Source organism: Bartonella sp. AA74HLJMH, from assembly GCF_042197045.1.
In the GTDB taxonomy this organism is placed as follows: domain Bacteria; phylum Pseudomonadota; class Alphaproteobacteria; order Rhizobiales; family Rhizobiaceae; genus Bartonella.
Map to the genome: position 1 here is coordinate 1 of NZ_JBHIRJ010000001.1, position 20,535 is coordinate 20,535.

Annotated in this window: 14 protein-coding genes, 2 tRNA genes and 1 pseudogene; 11 read left to right on the forward strand and 6 right to left on the reverse strand. The window is 36.5% G+C overall.

The features are described from left to right. From ACFINH_RS00005 to ACFINH_RS00015, 3 genes and pseudogenes are all read left to right on the forward strand, one after another. Positions 1-196: pseudogene (locus tag ACFINH_RS00005) on the forward strand (recombinase); the annotation flags it as partial. Position 197: 1 nt separating this feature from the next. Continuing rightward, a complete protein-coding gene (locus ACFINH_RS00010; protein WP_375631491.1) occupies positions 198-821 on the forward strand; it encodes a lambda exonuclease family protein in 624 nt (207 codons plus the stop codon). Between the two features lie 72 nt (positions 822-893). Further along, complete coding sequence (locus ACFINH_RS00015) at positions 894-1,097, forward strand: helix-turn-helix transcriptional regulator (RefSeq protein WP_375631494.1); 204 nt, start codon at positions 894-896, stop codon at positions 1,095-1,097. 99 nt (positions 1,098-1,196) lie between these two features. Here ACFINH_RS00015 and ACFINH_RS00020 read toward each other — a convergent pair. Continuing rightward, a tRNA-Phe gene (locus ACFINH_RS00020) sits at positions 1,197-1,272 on the reverse strand. Between the two features lie 399 nt (positions 1,273-1,671). Between ACFINH_RS00020 and ACFINH_RS00025 the strand changes: the two genes are divergently transcribed. The 3 genes from ACFINH_RS00025 (at position 1,672) to ACFINH_RS00035 (ending at position 6,166) form a co-directional block, all read left to right on the forward strand. Further along, positions 1,672-2,835 carry a phosphoserine transaminase gene (locus ACFINH_RS00025; protein ID WP_375612053.1) on the forward strand — a complete coding sequence of 388 codons (1,164 nt, stop codon included), beginning with the start codon at positions 1,672-1,674 and terminating at the stop codon, positions 2,833-2,835. Between the two features lie 383 nt (positions 2,836-3,218). Continuing rightward, on the forward strand, positions 3,219-4,508 hold the full coding sequence (locus ACFINH_RS00030) for an adenylosuccinate synthase (protein WP_375612054.1): 1,290 nt from the start codon (positions 3,219-3,221) through the stop codon (positions 4,506-4,508). Positions 4,509-4,744: 236 nt separating this feature from the next. Further along, positions 4,745-6,166, forward strand: a complete 1,422-nt coding sequence (locus ACFINH_RS00035) for a hypothetical protein (RefSeq protein ID WP_375631495.1) — start codon at positions 4,745-4,747, stop codon at positions 6,164-6,166. Between the two features lie 203 nt (positions 6,167-6,369). Here the strand turns inward: ACFINH_RS00035 and rpoH are convergent, their stop codons facing one another. The 3 genes from rpoH to ACFINH_RS00050 form a co-directional block, all read right to left on the reverse strand. Then, complete coding sequence (gene rpoH, locus ACFINH_RS00040; RefSeq protein ID WP_375618560.1) at positions 6,370-7,254, reverse strand: RNA polymerase sigma factor RpoH; 885 nt, start codon at positions 7,252-7,254, stop codon at positions 6,370-6,372. A gap of 148 nt (positions 7,255-7,402) precedes the next feature. Next, a complete protein-coding gene (locus ACFINH_RS00045) occupies positions 7,403-8,407 on the reverse strand; it encodes an RluA family pseudouridine synthase (RefSeq protein WP_375629611.1) in 1,005 nt (334 codons plus the stop codon). Between the two features lie 29 nt (positions 8,408-8,436). After that, entirely contained in the window at positions 8,437-9,867 is a 1,431-nt protein-coding gene (locus ACFINH_RS00050; protein WP_375631496.1) for an aldehyde dehydrogenase family protein, read from the reverse strand. A gap of 460 nt (positions 9,868-10,327) precedes the next feature. Here ACFINH_RS00050 and ACFINH_RS00055 point away from each other — a divergent pair, with 460 nt between their 5' ends. Continuing rightward, positions 10,328-12,901: a DNA translocase FtsK gene (locus tag ACFINH_RS00055; RefSeq protein ID WP_375631498.1), complete on the forward strand. Its 2,574-nt coding sequence runs from the start codon at positions 10,328-10,330 to the stop codon at positions 12,899-12,901. Between the two features lie 1,154 nt (positions 12,902-14,055). Beyond that, a complete protein-coding gene (locus ACFINH_RS00060) occupies positions 14,056-15,762 on the forward strand; it encodes an ATP-binding protein (RefSeq protein WP_375631500.1) in 1,707 nt (568 codons plus the stop codon). 18 nt (positions 15,763-15,780) lie between these two features. Here the strand turns inward: ACFINH_RS00060 and mscL are convergent, their stop codons facing one another. Continuing rightward, positions 15,781-16,188: a large conductance mechanosensitive channel protein MscL gene (gene mscL / locus ACFINH_RS00065; protein ID WP_375631502.1), complete on the reverse strand. Its 408-nt coding sequence runs from the start codon at positions 16,186-16,188 to the stop codon at positions 15,781-15,783. 1,315 nt (positions 16,189-17,503) lie between these two features. On the opposite strand from mscL, the gene ACFINH_RS00070 reads away from it, so the two are divergent. Continuing rightward, the gene (locus ACFINH_RS00070; RefSeq protein WP_375631504.1) at positions 17,504-18,586 is read left to right on the forward strand and encodes a quinone-dependent dihydroorotate dehydrogenase; all 1,083 of its coding nucleotides are present in this window, start codon (positions 17,504-17,506) and stop codon (positions 18,584-18,586) included. Positions 18,587-18,723: 137 nt separating this feature from the next. Continuing rightward, a tRNA-His gene (locus tag ACFINH_RS00075) sits at positions 18,724-18,800 on the forward strand. Here the strand turns inward: ACFINH_RS00075 and ACFINH_RS00080 are convergent. Continuing rightward, positions 18,779-19,012: a hypothetical protein gene (locus ACFINH_RS00080; protein ID WP_375631505.1), complete on the reverse strand. Its 234-nt coding sequence runs from the start codon at positions 19,010-19,012 to the stop codon at positions 18,779-18,781. The genes ACFINH_RS00075 and ACFINH_RS00080 overlap by 22 nt on opposite strands. A 504-nt stretch (positions 19,013-19,516) precedes the next feature. Between ACFINH_RS00080 and ACFINH_RS00085 the strand changes: the two genes are divergently transcribed. Next, the gene (locus tag ACFINH_RS00085; RefSeq protein WP_375631507.1) at positions 19,517-20,020 is read left to right on the forward strand and encodes a hypothetical protein; all 504 of its coding nucleotides are present in this window, start codon (positions 19,517-19,519) and stop codon (positions 20,018-20,020) included. Positions 20,021-20,535 lie beyond the last annotated feature (515 nt).

Genomic DNA, 20,535 nt, shown 5'->3' on the forward strand with positions numbered 1-20,535 from the left:
TGAAATCAAAGAATTAATTAAAAAAACACAATCTGAAGAAAGTAGGCTTCTCTCTTTCATAGGAGTAAAAAATCTAACAGATATGTCTTATAAACAAGCACAAACCGCTTTGTTTTCTTTGAAAAAAAAGCAACGAAAGCAAATGAATAAAGCACAACAATCCTTACCACCACAAGAGCAACAAACGGCGGTGTGAAATGGAGCAAAGAACAGCAGAATGGTTTCAAGCGCGCTTAGGTAAAGTCACTGCTTCAAACGTTTACAACGTACTCAGTAAGACAGCAAAAGGTTTGCCTACAAGCAAATATGAAGATTACAAAACGAAACTCATGACAGAACGCTTAATAGGGGAAATAAGCCAATCTTATACAACACCTGCTATGCAATGGGGCATTGAACATGAAGAGAATGCCTTAAGAGAATATGAATTCATTTATGACGCAGAAGTCACAAGATGCGGGTTTATCCCCCACCCAAAAATGAAAATGGCTGGTGCAAGTCCTGATGGGTTCATTGGAGAGGACGGTTTAATCGAAGTCAAATGTCCACAATCAACCACGCATTTGCGCTTCTTTATGTATGACGAAATCAAACCAGAATATCATGCACAAATGCAATTCCAAATGGCATGCACTGGACGCAAATGGTGTGATTTCATGAGCTATAATCCAAACTTTGTAGGCAAATCTACTGGTTTGAGAATGAAAATCAAACGCATCCTCCGCGATGAGGAACACATTGAAGAGATTAATAAAGCGGTCGAAATCTTTTTAGGGGAAATAGAACAAGAGATGCAAAAGATTTTGACAAAAGCTGCTTAAACCTATGGGGGTGCTCTCTCCTCCCAGCACTCCCACCCATTTAATTAATATAAAAAAGAGAAAGGTAATGAGATGATATTTGATGATGGAGATAGATATGTAACGACACGTGAGTGTGCACAGCTTTTTAGTGTATCTACAACAACGATTCGCAATTGGGTGCTTCAAGGAGAGTTTCCCCAACCTTATAAGCTGGGAAGAGCAGTGAGATGGAGAAAAAAAGAGATCTTAGACTTCACTCCAAAGAAAAATAAGGAGCAAATAAGAACAAATTAGGTAAAATTATATAAACTGTAGAAGGTGGTCTAAAAGGTGGTCTGAAAATAGCTATTTAAAGAAAAAAACTATATATTTCAATATTTTAAACACAAAAAGTGGTGCCCAGACGCGGATTCGAACCACGGACACGCGGATTTTCAGTCCGCTGCTCTACCAACTGAGCTATCTGGGCATGCTTCAAAAAAACATAAAGCGTTTGCGGTTATAACATTAAAATTTTCTCTGTCCAGTCATCAAAAGAAAAATAATTGATTTTTTAATAAGTTTACCTCCCTATTCTAGAGCGTTATCAATGAATCTTTATCATAAAATAAATTTGATAGGTATATTGGACACTTTAGTGTATTGTTATTAGAATGCTGTCTTATCGTGGTGGTGATACGAAAAAAATTAAAAGAATCGATCGAGAAGAATGATTAAGAAAGATTTTTTTATAAAGTTTCCCTAAATTCTAAGCATACGAAATAAGAGACAACATTTTTGACTTTTTTCTAAAAAGATTATTGATTAGTCTTTATAATAATTTGTTTTTCTTTATAAAGAAAGAAAAACATCTAAAAGGGGAGAAATAATGATAATGTTACAAAAACCAAGTAATCGTCCCAATAATACTAATTTTTCTTCAGGTCCTTGTAGCAAACGGCCTGGTTGGACTCTTGATGTTCTTAAAAATGCATTAGTTGGGCGTTCACATAGATCTAGAGAAGCAGAATTAAAACTTGCTGAAGTTGTTAATTTAACCCGTGAGATTCTTGAGGTTCCTTCTGATCATCGTATAGGAATTATGCCAGGATCAGATACCGGTGCTGTTGAGGCTGCTCTATGGTCTCTATTAGGTGAGCGTGGCATTGATATGGCAGCGTGGGAAAGTTTTGGGTTTGGGTGGAATAAAGATGTTGTCGAGCAATTAAAGCTTTCTGATGTGCGTCGTTTTGAAGCTCCTTATGGTGAAATACCAGATTTAACACAACTTGACTTTGATCGGGATGTTGTTTTTACATGGAATGGGACAACTTCTGGTGTGCGTATTCCTAATGCGGATTTCATTCCGCATAAGCGGGCTGGATTGACCATTTGTGATGCAACATCGGCAGCTTTTGCGCAATATCTTGATTTTTCAAAATTAGATGTTGTTACTTTTTCATGGCAGAAAGTTTTGGGAGGTGAGGCTGCACATGGTATGGTGATTTTAAGTCCTCGTGCTGTTGAGAGGCTTGAGAATCATGTTCCAGCTTGGCCTATGCCCCAACTTTTCTATATGACAAAAAATGGAAAATTGAACGAAGATATTTTTAAAGGAAAGATCATCAATACACCTTCTATGCTTTGTGTTGAGGATTTCCTTGATGGGTTGAAGTGGGCAAAATCTCTAGGAGGTGCAGCGGCATTAAGAGCACGGGTTGAGAAAAATTTTTCTGTACTTGATGCTTTTGTTCGCAAAACGCCATGGTTAGAATATTTGGCAAAAGATCCTGAAGTGCGTTCTAACACCGCTATTTGTTTAGATATTGTGGATCCAGTGATTACTGCTTTGGATACGGAAAGGCGAGTATCTTTTATAAAAGCGGTTGTGAAGCGTCTTGATGAGGAAGGGGTTGCTTATGATATCGGTTCGTATCGCGATGCTCCTCCTGGGCTTCGAATTTGGGCGGGTATAACAATTGAGGCTTCCGATCTTGAAATTTTAACACAATGGCTTGAGTGGGCGTTCCAAGTTGAAAAAGCACAGCTTTAAATAATTACTGGTGATTTTCACAACGTGTTTTTAAACAAAAAAGGATACGAGAGATTATGATGATCTTTCGTATTCTTGTATCAGACAAACAGCCTCTAAATATTACATGAATTGTAAAAGATTAAGACGGGGAATGAATGCTTTGTCAGGTGTTGGATACGCACAAATTAAAATCTCTAATGTTTTTACTTTTTGTAGCGAAAATGACAGATTGAGAATATTTGGGTACTTGCTTATCTTTATTATCATAAATTTGAAAATTTAATCACTTGAAGATTGAGAAAAATCTGAAATGAGGAGTCGCACTTGCTCTAAGGTTTCGTTATAAAGAAGAGTTTGTTTTTGAATGCTGGTTTTTTTGACCAAACACGACGGAGAAAGTTATGGCCAATGTAGTTGTTGTCGGTACACAATGGGGTGATGAAGGCAAAGGTAAAATTGTAGATTGGTTGTCTGAGCGAGCAGATATCGTGGTGAGATATCAGGGGGGGCATAATGCTGGCCATACATTGGTTGTTGATGGAGTCAGTTATAAATTATCACTTTTACCGTCTGGTTTAGTGCGTGGCAAGTTATCAATTATTGGTAATGGTGTTGTTGTTGACCCTCATCATTTTGTTGCAGAAGTAAAAAAACTATGTAATCAGGGTGTAAAAATCACACCAGAAATTTTGCGTATTGCTGAAAATGCTCCTTTGATTCTTTCTTTGCATCGTGATCTTGATGCAATTCGAGAAAGCGGTTTATCTGGTTTAAAGATTGGTACAACAAAGCGCGGTATTGGACCGGCTTATGAAGATAAGGTGGGACGTCGTGCTATCCGAGTGATGGATTTAGCAGAAAAAGATACACTTATGGCTAAGATTGAGCGGCTTTTGAGGCATCATAATGCTTTGCGTCGTGGGATGGGTGTTTCAGAGATTGATTCTCGAGCACTTTATGATGAATTGATGCAAGTTGCGGATAAAATTTTGCCCTTTATGGATTGTACGTGGCGTCTTTTAGATGAAGGTTATCGAGGAGGGAAACACATTCTTTTTGAAGGTGCGCAAGGTGCTTTATTAGATAATGATTTTGGAACTTATCCTTATGTAACGTCATCTAATACAGTTGCTGGGCAAGCATGTACAGGTTCGGGGATGGGACCTGATGCAATTCATTATGTTTTGGGTATTGCAAAAGCTTATACTACACGCGTTGGAGAAGGGCCGTTCCCGACAGAGCAGATAAATGATATTGGTGAATTTCTAGGAGTGCGTGGACATGAATTTGGTGTTGTAACGGGTCGAAAGCGTCGATGTGGTTGGTTTGATGCTGTCTTAGTACGTCAGATGGTAACAATTTGCGGTGTTCAAGGTATAGCATTGACAAAACTTGATGTTTTAGATGGTTTGGATGAAATAAAAATTTGTATTGGTTATGAGCTTGATGGTAAAAGGATTGATTATTTACCTTCTTCCATGGGAGCTCAGGATCGGGTGAAGCCTATTTATGCAACATTAGAAGGTTGGAAGGAAGAAACAGCACATGCATTGAGGTGGGAAGATTTACCAGTGCAGGCTATTAAATATATACGCTATATTGAAGAACTGATTAATACAAAAGTGGCTTTATTATCCACAAGTCCAGAGCGTGAAGATACTATTCTTATTACGGATCCCTTTGTTAATTGATTATTGTTTTTAGATTTCTATATATGCTCTCTGTTCGTTTTTGTATCTTTTTACAAAAAAAGTTTTTAAGAGCACGTAAAAGAAAGGTGCAAAATAGCATTGTTTATTTTTCATATTCATTTTACATTATTGCAATAGTTGTACCAATATTAAATGGCAACCAATTTAGAAGGCTAAAATAAAGTTTTTTGGCTTTACTATTGATTTTTCTCAGTTTAAGAGAGATTATAGAGGAAATGGTAGATTTCGTTGGAATCTTAAAAAAGACAATTAATGCACAAAATAATATTACACCACAAGTGCGTAAGCGGATTTATAAGCGGGCTACCGAAACACTAGAACATCAATTTGTAACAGCAAAAATACCACAAGCAATAGCGGATGAACAAAGAAAGATTCTTCAAAGTTCTATTGCAACTGTTGAAGGAGAATATTTAGCAGTTGAAAAGAAACGGCTTTCTTCAGTTATTGGGTGGAATCCCACAAATATAAATGAAGATAAGAAAGTTACAAAAAAAACTATATTACCAAAAAATAATGAATTGTCAGAGGTAAACATAAAAAGAAAGCAAGATTTTGTTACACGTTCAAAGGATAACAAGGTATTTGTTGAGCTTTGTGTATCAGATATACCAGATGCAGAGCCTGTTAATATGGAGGCTGATGTGCCTTCTCAGCATGTTAATAGCAGTGTGTTAAAGATTTCTCCTTCGCAGGAAGATAATCCGCATATTGTTTCGCACATTTTTTCTCAGGCTTTACGTCGTGCTAATAAATCGTTAGTGCAAAGGCGTATTGTGATAAGTGCTGTTTCTGTTGTTAGTTTTGTTGTTTTACTTGTTGGTATTTTTTTTGTTGGTGAGCGTGTATTTGTATCAAATGATCATCAGTTTTTAGAAGAAAATCTTCAAGCTTCTCACAGAGTACCAAAGGCTTTTCCAATTAAGAGAAAGTTAACACAACGCTTATTAGAGGATGGAAGTGAAATTGATGTTGGTTTAAAACAAGCGATAGATTCTTCGGATGAAGAAGTACTCTCAACAGTTGTTGATAGCAATTTGCAATCGCTTGAAAAATCAGGTGAAGCTGTTTTCTATCAAGCACGTACAAATTATGATGCAGAAAAGATAGCAACGGGAAGTGCTCGCTGGACGCTTATAAAAGAATCTCAAGTGAAGGGGGCTCCAGAAGAAACAACTATACAAGGTGATATAACAATTCCTGATGAAGGGGTATCATTACGGTTAATTTTACGTCGTAATACCGATCAGTCATTTCCTGCTGCATATATTATGGACCTTGTTTTTATTCTTTCTGATAAATTTTCAGGTAAAGCTATAAGCAATGTTCAAGCATTAACCTTTAAAGCAAGTGAACAATCCATTGGACAGGCTTTAACAAGAACCATTGCTGCAAAGATTAACGATGACTTTTTTCTTGTCGCATTGAGTGGAAATCATCCATTTCTTGATCGAAATTTACAATTGATGCGAGAATTAGATTGGATGCGTTTGGTGTTAACGGATAAAAACGGGCGTATAAGTGAATTAACCTTTGCAAAAGGACCAACAGGTAAGTCTATTTTTAATGAAGTTATTGGACAATGGCTTGCACAACAAGATAAGTTAACAGTTCTTGGTCAAAAAAATAAAACATAGATGCAAAAGAATAAACGGCTGTGAAGAATTTTCTACGACCGTCTTTATCAATTATATACCAAATATATTCAATAAAGCTTTACATATCAATAACTTAAAGAATTCGATAGGCTAATTTACAAGTATAAAGCCAAGGCATGCTTTTTTTCATTTTCACATTTAAAGAATGTGCAAACCATTGGCTTTATACTTAACTCTAGGTTTTATACTTGACTTTGAGATAAAGTAGAATCTTTGATAGAGTTTTGCACTTTTTCAAATGCACGCATTTCAATTTGTCTTACTCGTTCTCGACTAATATTAAATTCACCAGAGAGTTCTTCTAGGGTTAGTGGTACATCGTTTAAACGACGCGCTTTAAATATACGCTTTTCGCGTTCATTGAGATTGTCCATGGCATTTATGAGCATGGAACGGCGATTTTCTAATTCACTTTTTTCAATCAAAATTTGTTCTTGATCGTTAGATTCATCCACCAACCAATCTTGCAACTCACTGTTTTCCCCTTCTTTTGTTCGAATTGGTGCGTTGAGTGAAGTGTCACCACCAAGCCTACGATTCATTGATACAACTTCATCTTCTGTGACATTCAACTGGGTTGCAATTTCTTTCACTTGTTCTGCATTGAGATCACCACTATCAAGTGCTTGAAGTTTACTTTTTAACTTACGAAGGTTGAAAAACAAGCGCTTTTGATTAGCTGTTGTCCCCATTTTCACCAAACTCCAAGAGCGCAATACATATTCTTGGATTGACGCTTTAATCCACCATATTGCATAGGTTGCAAGACGAAAACCCCGCTCTGGTTCGAAACGTTTAACAGCTTGCATGAGTCCAACATTGCCTTCTGAAATGACTTCCCCAATGGGAAGTCCGTAGCCCCGATATCCCATCGCGATTTTAGCTACGAGACGCAAATGGCTGGTTACTAGCCTATGCGCAGCTTTTAGATCATTATGCTCACGGTAACGCTGAGCTAACATATACTCTTCTTTTGGCTCAAGCATTGGAAAACGACGCACTTCTTCCAAGTAACGGTTTAAACCACCATCACCTGTCATTACTGATAATAAATTCATATGGGCCATATAGCACCCTCCTTTTGTCTGAATTCCCTGATAAGGCAAATTCTATGTTTTAGATAGCTAACTATCCTCATAACCTCACTTTAGCATATTTTTCAATTTTGTTCAAAAAAAGATATTTTATTGTGAAATCTTGAGAAGGGGAAAAGTTTCAATTCATTTTTTTAAAAAGCTCAATAAGTTTAGCCATATCTTGAGGCAGTGGTGCGGAAAACGACATAACTTTACCGGTAGAAGGATGTTCAAAAGTAAGACTTGCAGCATGGAGTGCATGTCGGTTGAATTGATCGATTGCATTTCTAATAGTGGGGTTGAATATGTTTGATTTTGTTTTAAAAGCGTTTCCATAAACTGTATCGCCTATGAGTGGATGCCCTATATGAGTCATATGAACACGGATTTGATGGGTGCGTCCAGTTTCCAAGCGACATTCCAGAAGGCTAGCAAAAGATGTTGAGTCTGCATGAGAGCCATATTTTTCAAGCAGAGAAACATGTGTAACAGCATGACGAGCATAAGGGTTTTGGTTATGGATGACAGCTTGCTTTGTCCGGTTATAGGGCGAACGGCCAAGTGATGCATCAATTGTCCAGACATTGCGCTGAGGTGTTCCCCAAATCAAGGCATGGTAGCGTCGATCTAATGCGCAGGTACGTCCATGATCAGAAAATTGAGCACTGAGACTTTTATGAGCTAGATCATTTTTTGCAACAACCATAACACCGCTTGTATTTTTATCAAGACGATGGACAATACCAGGGCGTTTAACACCACCTATACCAGATAAACTATTCCCACAGTGGTAAATAAGGGCATTAACCAATGTACCGGTCCAATTTCCATTCCCAGGATGAACAACAAGACCAGCTGGTTTGTTAATAACAATGATATGATCATCTTCAAAAAGAATGTCCAATGCAATGGCTTCAGCGCTAGGTTCTGCATCACGAAGGTCCGGCATTTCCAATTCAATTATTTGGTTAGGTTTTAATTTTGTTTTTGGTTCCTTTATGAATTGACCATCAATTTTAAGACAGCCTTCACGGATGAGGGTTTGCAAACGCGAACGTGAGAGCACATCATGATATTGTTTTGCGAGCCACTGATCAAGACGTTGCCCAAGAGCACCTTCATCCGTTATTTTCTGTATTACCATACGATTCCTATTAAGTTTTTAATAAGATTTTACCAGTACGAAATTGCTTTACTATCGAGAAATTCTTTAATTCCCCAATGTCCTCCTTCACGAGCGCGCCCAGAAAATTTTACACCTCCAAAGTAGCTTCCACTGGGTAATCCATGTCCATTAACTTCTACCATACCAGAGCGTACTTGTGCCGCAATACGACGATATTTGTTGCGATCTTGTGATTGAATATAGTTTGTAAGACCATACTCAGTCTCATTCGCTAAAGCGACGGCTTCTTCTTCTGTACTAAAAGAAAGAATCGAGAGAACTGGACCAAAGATTTCTTCTTTAAAAATACGCATATGAGGTTTTACATCAGCAAAGACTGTTGGACGGACATAATAACCGCGTTCCATTCCTTTTGGTAAACCAGTCCCGCCTGCAACAAGAGTTGCACCTTCATCAATTCCCGATTGGATAAGGTCTTGAATTTTATCATATTGTTTTTTTGAAACAACGGGCCCAATATGATTTCCTTCTTGGCAGTTTGGTCCTACTTTTGTTGTTTCTGCAATATCCTTGGCTATTTTCACGGCTTTGTCATAGATGCTCTGTTCCACAAGCATACGAGTCGGTGCATTACAACTTTGTCCACTATTATAAAAGCAATGTCGTGCACCACGTTGAATAGCATCTGAGTCGGCATCAGCAAAGATAATATTCGCTCCTTTTCCGCCAAGTTCCAGACAGACTCTTTTTAAAGTAGCGCTGGCATTTTTAGAAATATCTTTTCCTGCTCTAGTTGAACCAGTAAAGCTGATCATTTCTAAATCTGGATGTGCAGAGAGGTAAGAGCCGACAGTCGCACCATCACCATTGATTAAATTAAAAACACCGGCTGGAAGTGCGGCTTCATCTAAAAATTCAGCAAAAAGCATAGCAGAAAGAGGCGCAATTTCAGAGGGCTTTAACACCATGGTACAGCCAGCCAAGAGAGCAGGAATAACTTTAAGAGTTACTTGATTCATGGGCCAATTCCATGGCGTAATTAATCCTACGACGCCGATAGGATCGTAGTGAAGGATTGCTTGCTCATTTCCCTTTATTAAAGTTTCTTGGAACGAAAACTCTTTATAAGCTTCGATAAAATTGCGAATATGGGAACTTCCGGTTGCAGTTTGCGCATTAAGCGCCATATCAATTGGTGCTCCCATTTCCATTGAAATGGTTTTTGCCATGTCTTTGGAACGTTTTTCGTAGATCTCTAGAATTTTTTCAACAAATCCAAGACGCTCATTTGGTGACGTTGTTTTCCATTTTTGAAACGCTTCTTTAGCCGCATTAATTGCTTTATCGGCATCTTTTGTACTTCCAAGGCTAATGACAGCACAAGCCTCCTCTGTTGATGGATTAATGACGTCAAAATCGTGAGGAATGCTTGGCTCATCCCATAGACCATTGATATAAAATTTCCGTTTATTAAACATAATTCACTCCCTTTTTTCTATTTGTATTTATGTAATTATGATTGTCTTAGTCTAAGCCTTTTTAAACGAGGATAACAAGGGTAATCTTATAAAAACGCGAGAAATTAGATTATATCGTGATAATTGAGCATGGAGAATTCAATAGAGCAATGCTCATTGTATTATTGAGACTAGTTTCTCTTATGCAAAGGGAGAGAAAGAGAGGCATAGACAATTTTCTTGAAGCTTTTTTATCATGAAGTTTTCTTCAAAACAAATGAAATACGAGCTCTATGACACCATAAACTGAGCAATTTATATCGTAAATATGCAAAAGGCAGATTATGAATATGCATTATGGCATTATTTTTTTCATTAAAAAGTAACCATCAGCAAAAGGTTATTAACCTTCGTATGATAGTTTCTACGAATTCTTTTTGAAAAGGTTATTTTTCTCATTGCTATAAATTTGTTGGGTGCCATGCATAATTCGAAAACAAAATCTATTTCTACGTCTTCTTTTTCTGATGATGGTACAAAAGGTGCATCAAGAGAAGATTTATCTGTTAAGATTACTGAGATATTTCCTTATCCGGAAGTGTGGAAAAAGGCATTTGCCCTCGGAAAAAACGTCCGTTTCACGAGAACCCCAGAAGTTGAGATTTTGCGTCGTCGTATAGAAACAGATCCAGTTTTTGCAAAACAGTTTAAAATTTTTACGAAGCAAGATCAAAAAAAAATTACAGATACAGATATTGTACGTTGTAACAAGAAAACAACAAATATTCTTTCGACAAAAAAAGTCATTAATCCTCAATCAATAGAGAATAAAACATCAGTTTGTCATTCAACGGTTTTGAAGCAGTTGTCACGTCAAACTACTCGTATGCCGTCAGCAAATATTCCACTTGAGGAGGATAAACAAGAACGTAAATTACAAGTGGAAAATGTGCTACAAAAAATAAAACCTGCTTTGCATCTTTCCGATGATGCATTTTTTGAGTGTGAATCTTTGATATTTGAACATGTGGAGACTCAAACTTCAAAAGAGGATAGAACATCACTTGACACGACAAATGAACTCACACCGGATATTCCCACAGCCTTTGATGAGTCAATAACTGCTCTTTACCGTGTTCTTGAATACCGCTTTCCACAACTCTATGATTCAATTACATCAGAATCTCCAGCGGAAAGGATGCGAGGTGTTGAGAAAATTTCTGATTTAATGCATACAAATAATGATACTACTAAAGAGTGTCATTCTAAGCTTTCTGTTGAAGATTCTGCTCATACGTTAAGTAATACAGGGGCGTTAAGTGATGCAGGAGCTAGTATAGAGACTGAAAATACCAATAATATTGTCGCCAATAATACTGTTGATTGTATAAATAAAGCCGTCAAAAAGAATTCAAAAGATTTTTCTGTGATGCAAGCAAACAGTAAAACTAAAACATTGCAATCTACTCGTATGCCATTAGGTAATTATGATTCTGCTTTTATGCAAAATATTCAATCTATTGACTGTGATGTTTATGAATTTCCTCCGATCAACTTATTACAGGAACCTGTTTTTCATGAAGGTACGATGATTCCTCAAGAAACATTAGAACGTGGTGCTGGACTTTTGGAAAGTGTTTTGGAAGATTTTGGCATTAAGGGTGAAGTTATCCATGTTCATCCAGGGCCTGTGGTAACAATGTATGAATTTGAACCCGCCGCGGGCGTAAAGTCATCGCGCGTTATTAATCTTTCTGATGATATTGCGCGTTCTATGTCTGCTATTTCTACACGCGTTGCTGTAATTCCTGGACGTAATGTTATCGGGATTGAGTTACCCAATGCGGTTCGTGAAACCGTTTATTTACGGGAATTAATCCAAACACGTTCTTTTCGTGAAAGTGAATTTAAACTTGCTCTTGCTTTGGGGAAGGGGATTAATGGTGAACCGGTCATTGCAGAATTAGCAAAAATGCCTCATTTATTGGTTGCAGGAACAACAGGATCAGGCAAGTCTGTTGCAATTAATACAATGATTTTGTCGATTCTTTATCGTATGACACCAAAGCAATGTCGTTTGATTATGGTTGATCCTAAAATGTTAGAGCTCTCTGTTTATGATGGCATACCACATCTTTTAACACCTGTTGTAACAGATCCCAAAAAAGCGGTAACAGCTTTAAAATGGGCTGTTCGTGAAATGGAAGAACGTTATCGCAAAATGGCTAAGTTGGGTGTGCGTAATATTGATGGTTTTAATGCACGCGTTGCACTTGCGGCTCAAAAAGGCGAAACGATCATGTGTACTGTTCAGTCGGGTTTTGATAAGGAAACAGGGGAAATGCTTTATCATGAAGAAGCCATGGATCTCACGCAGCTTCCTTATATTGTTGTGATTGTTGATGAGATGGCTGATCTTATGATGGTGGCAGGGAAAGAGATAGAGAATGCTATTCAGCGCTTAGCGCAAATGGCGCGTGCGGCAGGTATTCATCTTATTATGGCAACGCAACGTCCTTCTGTTGATGTTATCACAGGTACAATTAAAGCGAACTTTCCTACCCGCATTTCTTTTCAAGTAACATCAAAAATTGATAGTCGTACGATCTTGGGTGAACAAGGTGCTGAAACACTTTTAGGTCAGGGGGATATGCTTCATATGGCAGGTGGTGGACGCATTGTGCGCGTTCATGGCCCTTTTGTTTCTGATGAAGAAGTTGAATCCATCGTTGCACATCTAAAAATGCAAGGTAAACCTGATTATTTAGCAACGGTAACAGATAATGAAGACGATAACAAAGAGGATACTTCTGCTGATTCAGCTGCTGAAATTTCTGAGGAAGAAAATTTTGATGAAGAGGGTGAGGAACTTTATAACCAAGCTGTAAAAATTGTTATGCGTGATAAAAAATGTTCAACATCTTATATTCAGCGCCGACTTTCAATCGGCTATAATAAAGCAGCTTCTCTCGTCGAGCGAATGGAAGAAAAAGGCATTGTTGGAGCCGCTAATCATGTTGGAAAACGTGAAATTTTACTCAATGAAGGAAAATAAACAAACGCATTTAAAAATATGCAATTTTTTAAATATCTGACAGTTATTATTTAAATGTGCTTGTTTTATTTTTTTATATAATATTAAAAATTTAAATGGAGAGTAATAAAGCAAAAGCGATCTTTTGTATTAAGACTTCTGATGAGGTAAACAAGCTGATATCAAAGGAGATTATGAGATGTTTTTAACATTTCTAAATGATCTGGAATATAAAGAAATTAAACAAATCTTTATATGAAAACAGATAATTTGTGTTCTCTTTTTTACAGAGAAATTTTTTAATAAAATAGTGCGGTGGCGTATTTTTTGTTTTTTCTTTTGTAGCGATTCTAATGAAAGAAAGATCTTTGGGAGATTATTGAGAGCATCATAAGAAAAATGCCCAATATGCAAGTTCTGTTGCATAGGATACTTTAAAGCGTCACGCTGAATTTATTATCATTTGATATTATTGGCTCAAGAAAGATGTTCTTACGAGAAGCTTTATTTGAAAAAGAGATTTTGATAATGCAGTATATTGATTTATAGTAATTTATCATTATTCACAGTGAATAAAAGTCTCAAACATTGTAAGATTTTCTCATTTCAAATCTGTTTCTGTTGAAACAATTAAAACCATTTTCTTGCGTATCATAATAATGTAGGAGTAAAAAAGTTAAAAAATAAAAAGGCTGCTTATGAACGCCTTCAAATGCCGAGAACTATTGGTAACATTAGGGGCTGAAATTAGTATAATGATGGTGCTAACCAGCTCTTTTATAAGTATAAAAATGGTAATGCACAATGCCTTGATATCCTCTATAGGGACTTTTACATTACACCATTTACAGATGACGTCGTAAAATAAGCTTGGGGATCTTGGGAGATATCTTTTCAAAAAAGGCGCATGAATGTGTAAAATAAGTGTATTCTTTTTGAGTACTATTTATGCGAGGGAGATGTTACCATTATTGTAACAAGATTTATTACATAATGGGTGAATAAGCAACAAGAGCTGGAAGCTTCTTTTTATTCTTGTTTTGTTGATGAAACAGTCAAAATTTTGCTACAGACAATTGATATGAGATATCAAGTTATTTTAACCAGAATAGATAATTGTAAACAAATTAGCATTATTCATTTGAGAGTAAATTCAACACTTTTTAGTTTTAGTTATGCCATTAAAAGCAGATGAGTTAAAGTTAAATACAAATGAATTAAAATGTCAGCAAGAAGCTTTTCGTTTTACACCAGAGCTTTTGCCACGGCCTTTTACGTGGGAAATCGATCACAATGGTTTGTTTTGTGAAGTCTCAAAAGAGCTAGCTGAAGTTGTTGGTCCTCTCTCTTCTTCTATTTTAGGGTGTAGTTTTCATGAGCTTGCTCATCAATTTAATGATGATCGATATCTGGTTCTCAGTCGTTTTATTGAAGCGGCTATGCCTTGGAGTAAAGAGATTGTTCAATGGCCTGTTGATGGTTGCTTACAATGGCTTGATGTTGAATTGTCGGCTTTGCCAATTTTTGATGTTAAAAAGCAGCTTAAGGGGTTTCGTGGCTTTGGTGTTTTAAAAATACAAAAAAAAGTCCAAGAAAAAAGAAATGAAAAGCTAGAAACAGAAATGCCATGTCTTACGGAGATAGAACGCTCAGCTTTTCGTGAAATTGCAGAGCAATTGCGTGATGAATTGAATTCATCGGTAAAAGAAGAAAATTTAGTTGAAGAAACAGCTATTCAGTTACCATATGCACAAACATTGCCGGTAAATGCTATAGAACAAGCTCTCGTAAAAGAGCCCGCTGCAGTTTTATCATTGTTGGATACAGCAACAGATGGTGTTTTATGGTTGGATGAAGAGGGCTTTGTTCAATCAGCGAGTAGGGCAGCCTTAGCATTAATGGGTTATGAAATAAATGAACTACGAGGACAACCATTCTCTTCATTATTTACTTTGCAAAGCCGACTTTTGGTTGAAAAGTATTTTAAATCAATCCGTATGGAGGAAAAAAATCAGGTTTTAAATCGCAGTGAAACCGCTGATTTAATGACAAAAAATCATAAAAATATAACCGTTTTGATAACGATTGTATTTTTGGCAAAGCAAGGCAATTATGCTGTTATGTTGCGTGATAGGACACAAACAGTTCCATCAGGAGAAAAAAAAGCAGAAGAGGATAAAATCGTTGGAGTTGTTCATGAAATACGAACACCTTTGAATGCTCTTATTGGTTTTGCAGAAATTATGAGAGAAGGCCGTTTTGGTTCGATAGAAAATGAGCGCTATCATGGATATTTACGCGATATTATTTCCTCTGGAAAACATATATTATTGCTGATTAATCAATTACTAGAGTGCTCGAAGATAAATTATTCTGGTTCCGATAACCAGATTGATTCTTCCCTTATTTCTGAAACATTTGATGTAATATCTTGTTTACGTGCGACGATAGCTTTTCTTGAAACTCAAGCCAATCAGAACGGCATTATCATGCGTATTGTTGCTCCACCTCACGTTCCATTTATTCCTGTATCACAACAAGTGTTTCGCCAGATTATATGGAATCTTCTTTCCAATGCTATTCGTTTTACACCTTTGGGTGGACAGATTATTGTTCACGTTTCTTATAGAAAAGAACGTGTAAAAATTTCAGTGAGTGATAATGGTATAGGGATGAACGAAGAAGAGATTATACAGGCACTGCAACTTTATGGTCAAGTAGAGCGCAAAGATGGACGATCTGGTGATAGCGCTTTTATGGGAACAGGTTTAGGCCTCCCAATGTGTAAAGCAATGGTGGAAGAAAGAGGGGGACAATTTTTACTGTTCTCAAAACCCAATCATGGAACAACTGTGGAAATGTTTTTTCCTCGTGTTCCATGATGTAAATCTGGCATAAAATTATTTTTTTTTAGCCAAAAGATCTCTAATTTCTGTTAAAAGTTGTTCTTCTAAAGACGTTTTTTGGGGGCTTTCTTCTTCTTTTCTACGAATTTTATTCATAGCCTTAACGAATAAAAAAAGAACCCAAGCAATAATGAGAAAATTGATAAGTAAAGTAATAAAGTGTCCATAGCTAATGGTTGCTCCAGCTGCTTTGGCGGCACTCAATGTTGCTTGTTTTTCGCCAGCAAGTTGAATAAACATATTAGAAAAATCAATCCCACCTGTAATCAGCCCAATGATTGGCATAAAAATATCATTGACAATTGAGTTGACCAAGCTACCAAAAGCACCCCCTATAATCACACCGATAGCAAGATCAATCATATTACCTTTTAGGGCAAATTCTTTGAATTCTTTAAGCATTGCATTTTCCCCTTTATATAAGCGATATACGGTAATTTACTTACCGCTTTTGATGAAAAAGGAAAGGGCAGATTTTATTTTTAGGATTATATTACGATATTAATATTATTTTCAAAGAACTTTATAAGGTTTAATAAAGGGCTTTAGGGCTCTATTTGAATGTACATAGAATACTTCCTAGAAAAAAGCTTTTTTGATAAAAACTATAGCTGCTTTTTCAACAGAAAGTAGAAAACTGTAGCTTAATTTATATAATTGCCTCAAGATCTTTATGATAACATTAAAAAGAGAGATTTTTACACAATACTACAAAATGAGTAGTGTTGAAAGTTGAGCTATCAGAAAGCTTTTCAAATGAAGTGCATATATTAGCATAACATTTTGTCATAAAAAGAGAATTTAGGAATAAAAAATATATTTCAGCACTGATAGAAGAAATAGATAGATGAGACAGGAGTAAAACTTATAATTTAATTCCTCTTAATTTAGTAAGCGATAATAGCAATTAGGAGGGCATTATGGCTTATCTAAAAGCTATTTGTATTGGGTTACATGAGCTAAAATGGCGATAATTCGGATGGAAGAAACACATTTCATCTGCTGGAAGATTGTATCAGTTTATAAATAGCAGAGCTCTAGGGTTTGCAAGATCATTTTGGTTTGGCAGTCGTTGGTATGATGTTTGAGTTCAATAATCAACTGTCATTACTTAAAATATATGTTAGGCAGAGCACTTAATAGATGCAAAATTGTATTTAATACATCAGAAATGGCAAAGAAAACAACGCAGATTATCAATAGAGTACAAATTGATTGAACATTCTGTTGCTCTAAATAGTGCAACAATAGTATGAATTTAGATGATTTTATGAACCATGTATCCTGTAAATGCTAGGAAAAAATAGCTTTATAGAACAAGCTTTGTTTCTATTGAAAACAATATTACACAAAGGAACTTTGGGAATAGAGATAATTTGCCTGCATTTTTAAGAAAATTATGAGCGTGCCTGCATAAGACGTCATAAAACCATGACTATGGTAAGAGCCATTGATGTTCCAATTCATGCTGAATTTTATAAGATTAGGATTCATATTTTAATCTTTAAAAAATGTCGAAAAAGAGAAACATTTTTTAAGAATAAAAAGTTCTTTACATAGTATAACCAATATAAACATGTATGGCTATTATGTGATGAGTTTTCTTCTAGAAGGGGAATATTATTGGGATAATATGCTTGCTTTGATTGGAAATCTTTTGTGTTAAAAGGTAGAGGTGAGGTGCGATGGATCATTTTTATGTTGTGGAGAAGAATTGATGAGTTTTTTTCGTTGTATTGGCCGTTCTGCCTTATTTATGTTGGATCCAGAGCAAGCACACGGTTTAGCGATTCTTGGGCTGAAAAGTGGATTAAATGGTTGTCAAAAGGTTATCGACAAACGTTTGTGTGTAACTGTTGCTGGTCTTGAGTTTGAAAATTTTATTGGTCTTGCAGCGGGGTTTGATAAAAATGCAGAGGTTGTAGATGGTATTTTTCGGTTAGGATTTGGTTTTACTGAAATTGGGACAGTGACACCAAAGCCTCAGATTGGAAATCCTAAACCACGGCTTTTTCGTTTAAAAGAAGATGAAGCGATTATTAATAGAATGGGCTTTAATAATGACGGACATCAAGTTGTTTACAATAGATTGCATGCGTGTAAAAAAACTGGTGTTATAGGAGTCAACATTGGAGCCAATAAGGATACGGTCGATAAGATTGATGATTATACTGTTGGTATTGCTCATTTTTATGATGTTGCTGATTATTTTACGGTTAATATTTCTTCTCCTAATACACCAGGTTTACGTGATTTACAGGCCCGTGACAGTTTGCATCTTTTGTTGAGTGCAATTTCGCAAGCGCGAAATGAGCAAGAGAACAAGCATGGATTCTCCATTCCCATTTTTTTAAAAATTGCCCCCGATTTATCAGAGAAAGAATTAGATGATGTTGCTGAAGAAATAAAACTTTCTGATTTTAATGGGCTGATTGTTTCTAACACAACTCTTTCACGCCAAGGTCTTAACAATAGTCACTTCCGTAATGAAGAGGGTGGGCTTTCTGGACGTCCACTCTTTGAGCGTTCTACTATTATGCTTGCAAAAATGCGTCAAAAATTAGGGAAGGAGATTGCAATTATCGGTGTTGGCGGTATAAAGGATGCACAGACTGCTTTGGAAAAAGTAAAAGCTGGTGCAGATTTGATTCAATTATATAGTGGGATGGTTTATGAAGGTCCAAATCTTGTCATAACTATTCTGCAAGAGGTTTTGCAGATGATGCAACAAGATGGAGTTGATAACATAAAAGGCTATCGTGATCATAGTCTTGAGCATTGGGCAAAATTTCCTTTGTAAAAAACGCTTTTTTCTTCACAAAAAATTGCGAGATTTTTTTAAAGGGGCTTGCAAACTTTGTTGATCTTCCTTATGTCACATAAGCAAAGAATAAATGTTTACGAAATCGTGAATAGTTATGATACATTTGATTTTATGCGGTTGTAGCTCAGTTGGTTAGAGCGCTGGTTTGTGGCACCAGAGGTCGTAGGTTCAAATCCCACCAACCGTACCATTGATTTCCTTACAACTTTTCTCATTCTCCTTTCCAGTGTTTTGTAAAGCGGTTAAAAGACGCAGTTTTCGGCGTTTTTTGCCTTTGACTGATAACAGAGCCGAGGCCTTGCGCGGGTGTATTTTCCTCTTTTTCGCCCAAAATGGCCAAAACGTCTCATTGAGCGGAGACTTTTTTAAAAGGTCTCCGCTCAATTTATATTTATTTTTCAATATGTTATAAAATTGCTCATTTTATGGTCGGTATGCATCTTGTGGGTGGCGCGCGTGATACGAACCTAAGGCCTCTGTTTAAGTAGAATCGCTATAATTCCCCTATAAGGTTTTGTTTTTTTACAGTAAGCTTGCAATATGCATGAAAATAAATATTCTATTCTTCTATACTGAGCATAAGGGGAAATGCAGTGATGAGTATAATAGCGGGTGAAGATAAAATTGATTAGCCTTTTACTAAAGAAACCCTTTACTATTTTTTATGCCAGTGCTGGTGTCTGTGAGGAAAAACGTAGACATATTATGTTGTATCTCATCAATAAATATATTACATGGATTTGGGTTATCATATTTTTTGCTAATGGGCTGCCCAATGTTTTTTTGAAGGGACTCCCCAGCTTTGGTGGATCAATATGGGTTTAGTTTGTGTTGGTATCTTTTTTTCTAAATATTTTCCTAACATGATGCGATATTTTTATCGCATCAAACATCATGGAGCATAATATGTCATTGTTTAACATTCTGACTGGAACTCCTTTATGGGCCTGGATTTTGCTTATTTTTCTCATTGCGAGGGGAATAATCGCATTGAAAGATAGGGAAATGAAGGTTAACCGCCTTTTTCTATTGCCGTTAGTCTTTCTTTTTTTGGGCGCAAGCGATGTGATTAAAGAGCTGGCGTTCCTGCGCTGGGGAGCAGTCTCAATGTTGGCAGGGCTGATGATCGGCGTTGGCGTTGGCTGGTTGCTCTGGCGTGCTACTGCGCGTTTAAAAATCAAAGAAGGAACGGATTTCATTATTCTGCCTGGTACGCCGTTGACGCTGACATTTATTCTTATCGCTTTTGTCATCAAATTCACATTGATTGTTTTTCTCAAGGTTGTACCTGATTTGAAATATGCATTTGATTTTAACCTTCTTTTTGGTCTTTTAAGTGGGTTCACTGGTGGTGTGTTTTGGGGCGGCACATTAAATTTATATATAACATTTCGAAAAAATATAAATTAGTTCCTATATCCTTAGCTGTTGATGCTTCTGTCAAGTATTATGATACAGAAGCGTCCGCTGTTTTACGTTGAAACTGCGGCTGCTATACGACTAAGTGGCCTTACGTCTGAGTATGCAAGAGCGGCAGAGTTTATACAGTCTACGCCATAATATGTGGAGCACTCTTGCGGGAATGAGTGCATTATTATTGCGATATACATGTAACCCTCTAGCTAATATTATATTAGTAAGGCTGTTTTTTGAAGCCGCTTGTAATTACGGTGTGTTTTTAAAGAGAACGTTCGAACCGATGTATCGCTTGCAGTACCATTTCTCTTTATAAAACTATTCTCATTTCTTTTAGAAATCTGCACTTCTCAGCTTTTTTTGCGTATGATCGATAACGTAGTTAAGATCCTTGAGATAGTGAATTTTTATCTCTTTTTGCTAAAAATGCTCAAACCATCTTATTTAGTCGAGACTTTGTTTAAGAAGGGATCTTCTAAATTTATTTTTTCAATAGGATATAAATTTCT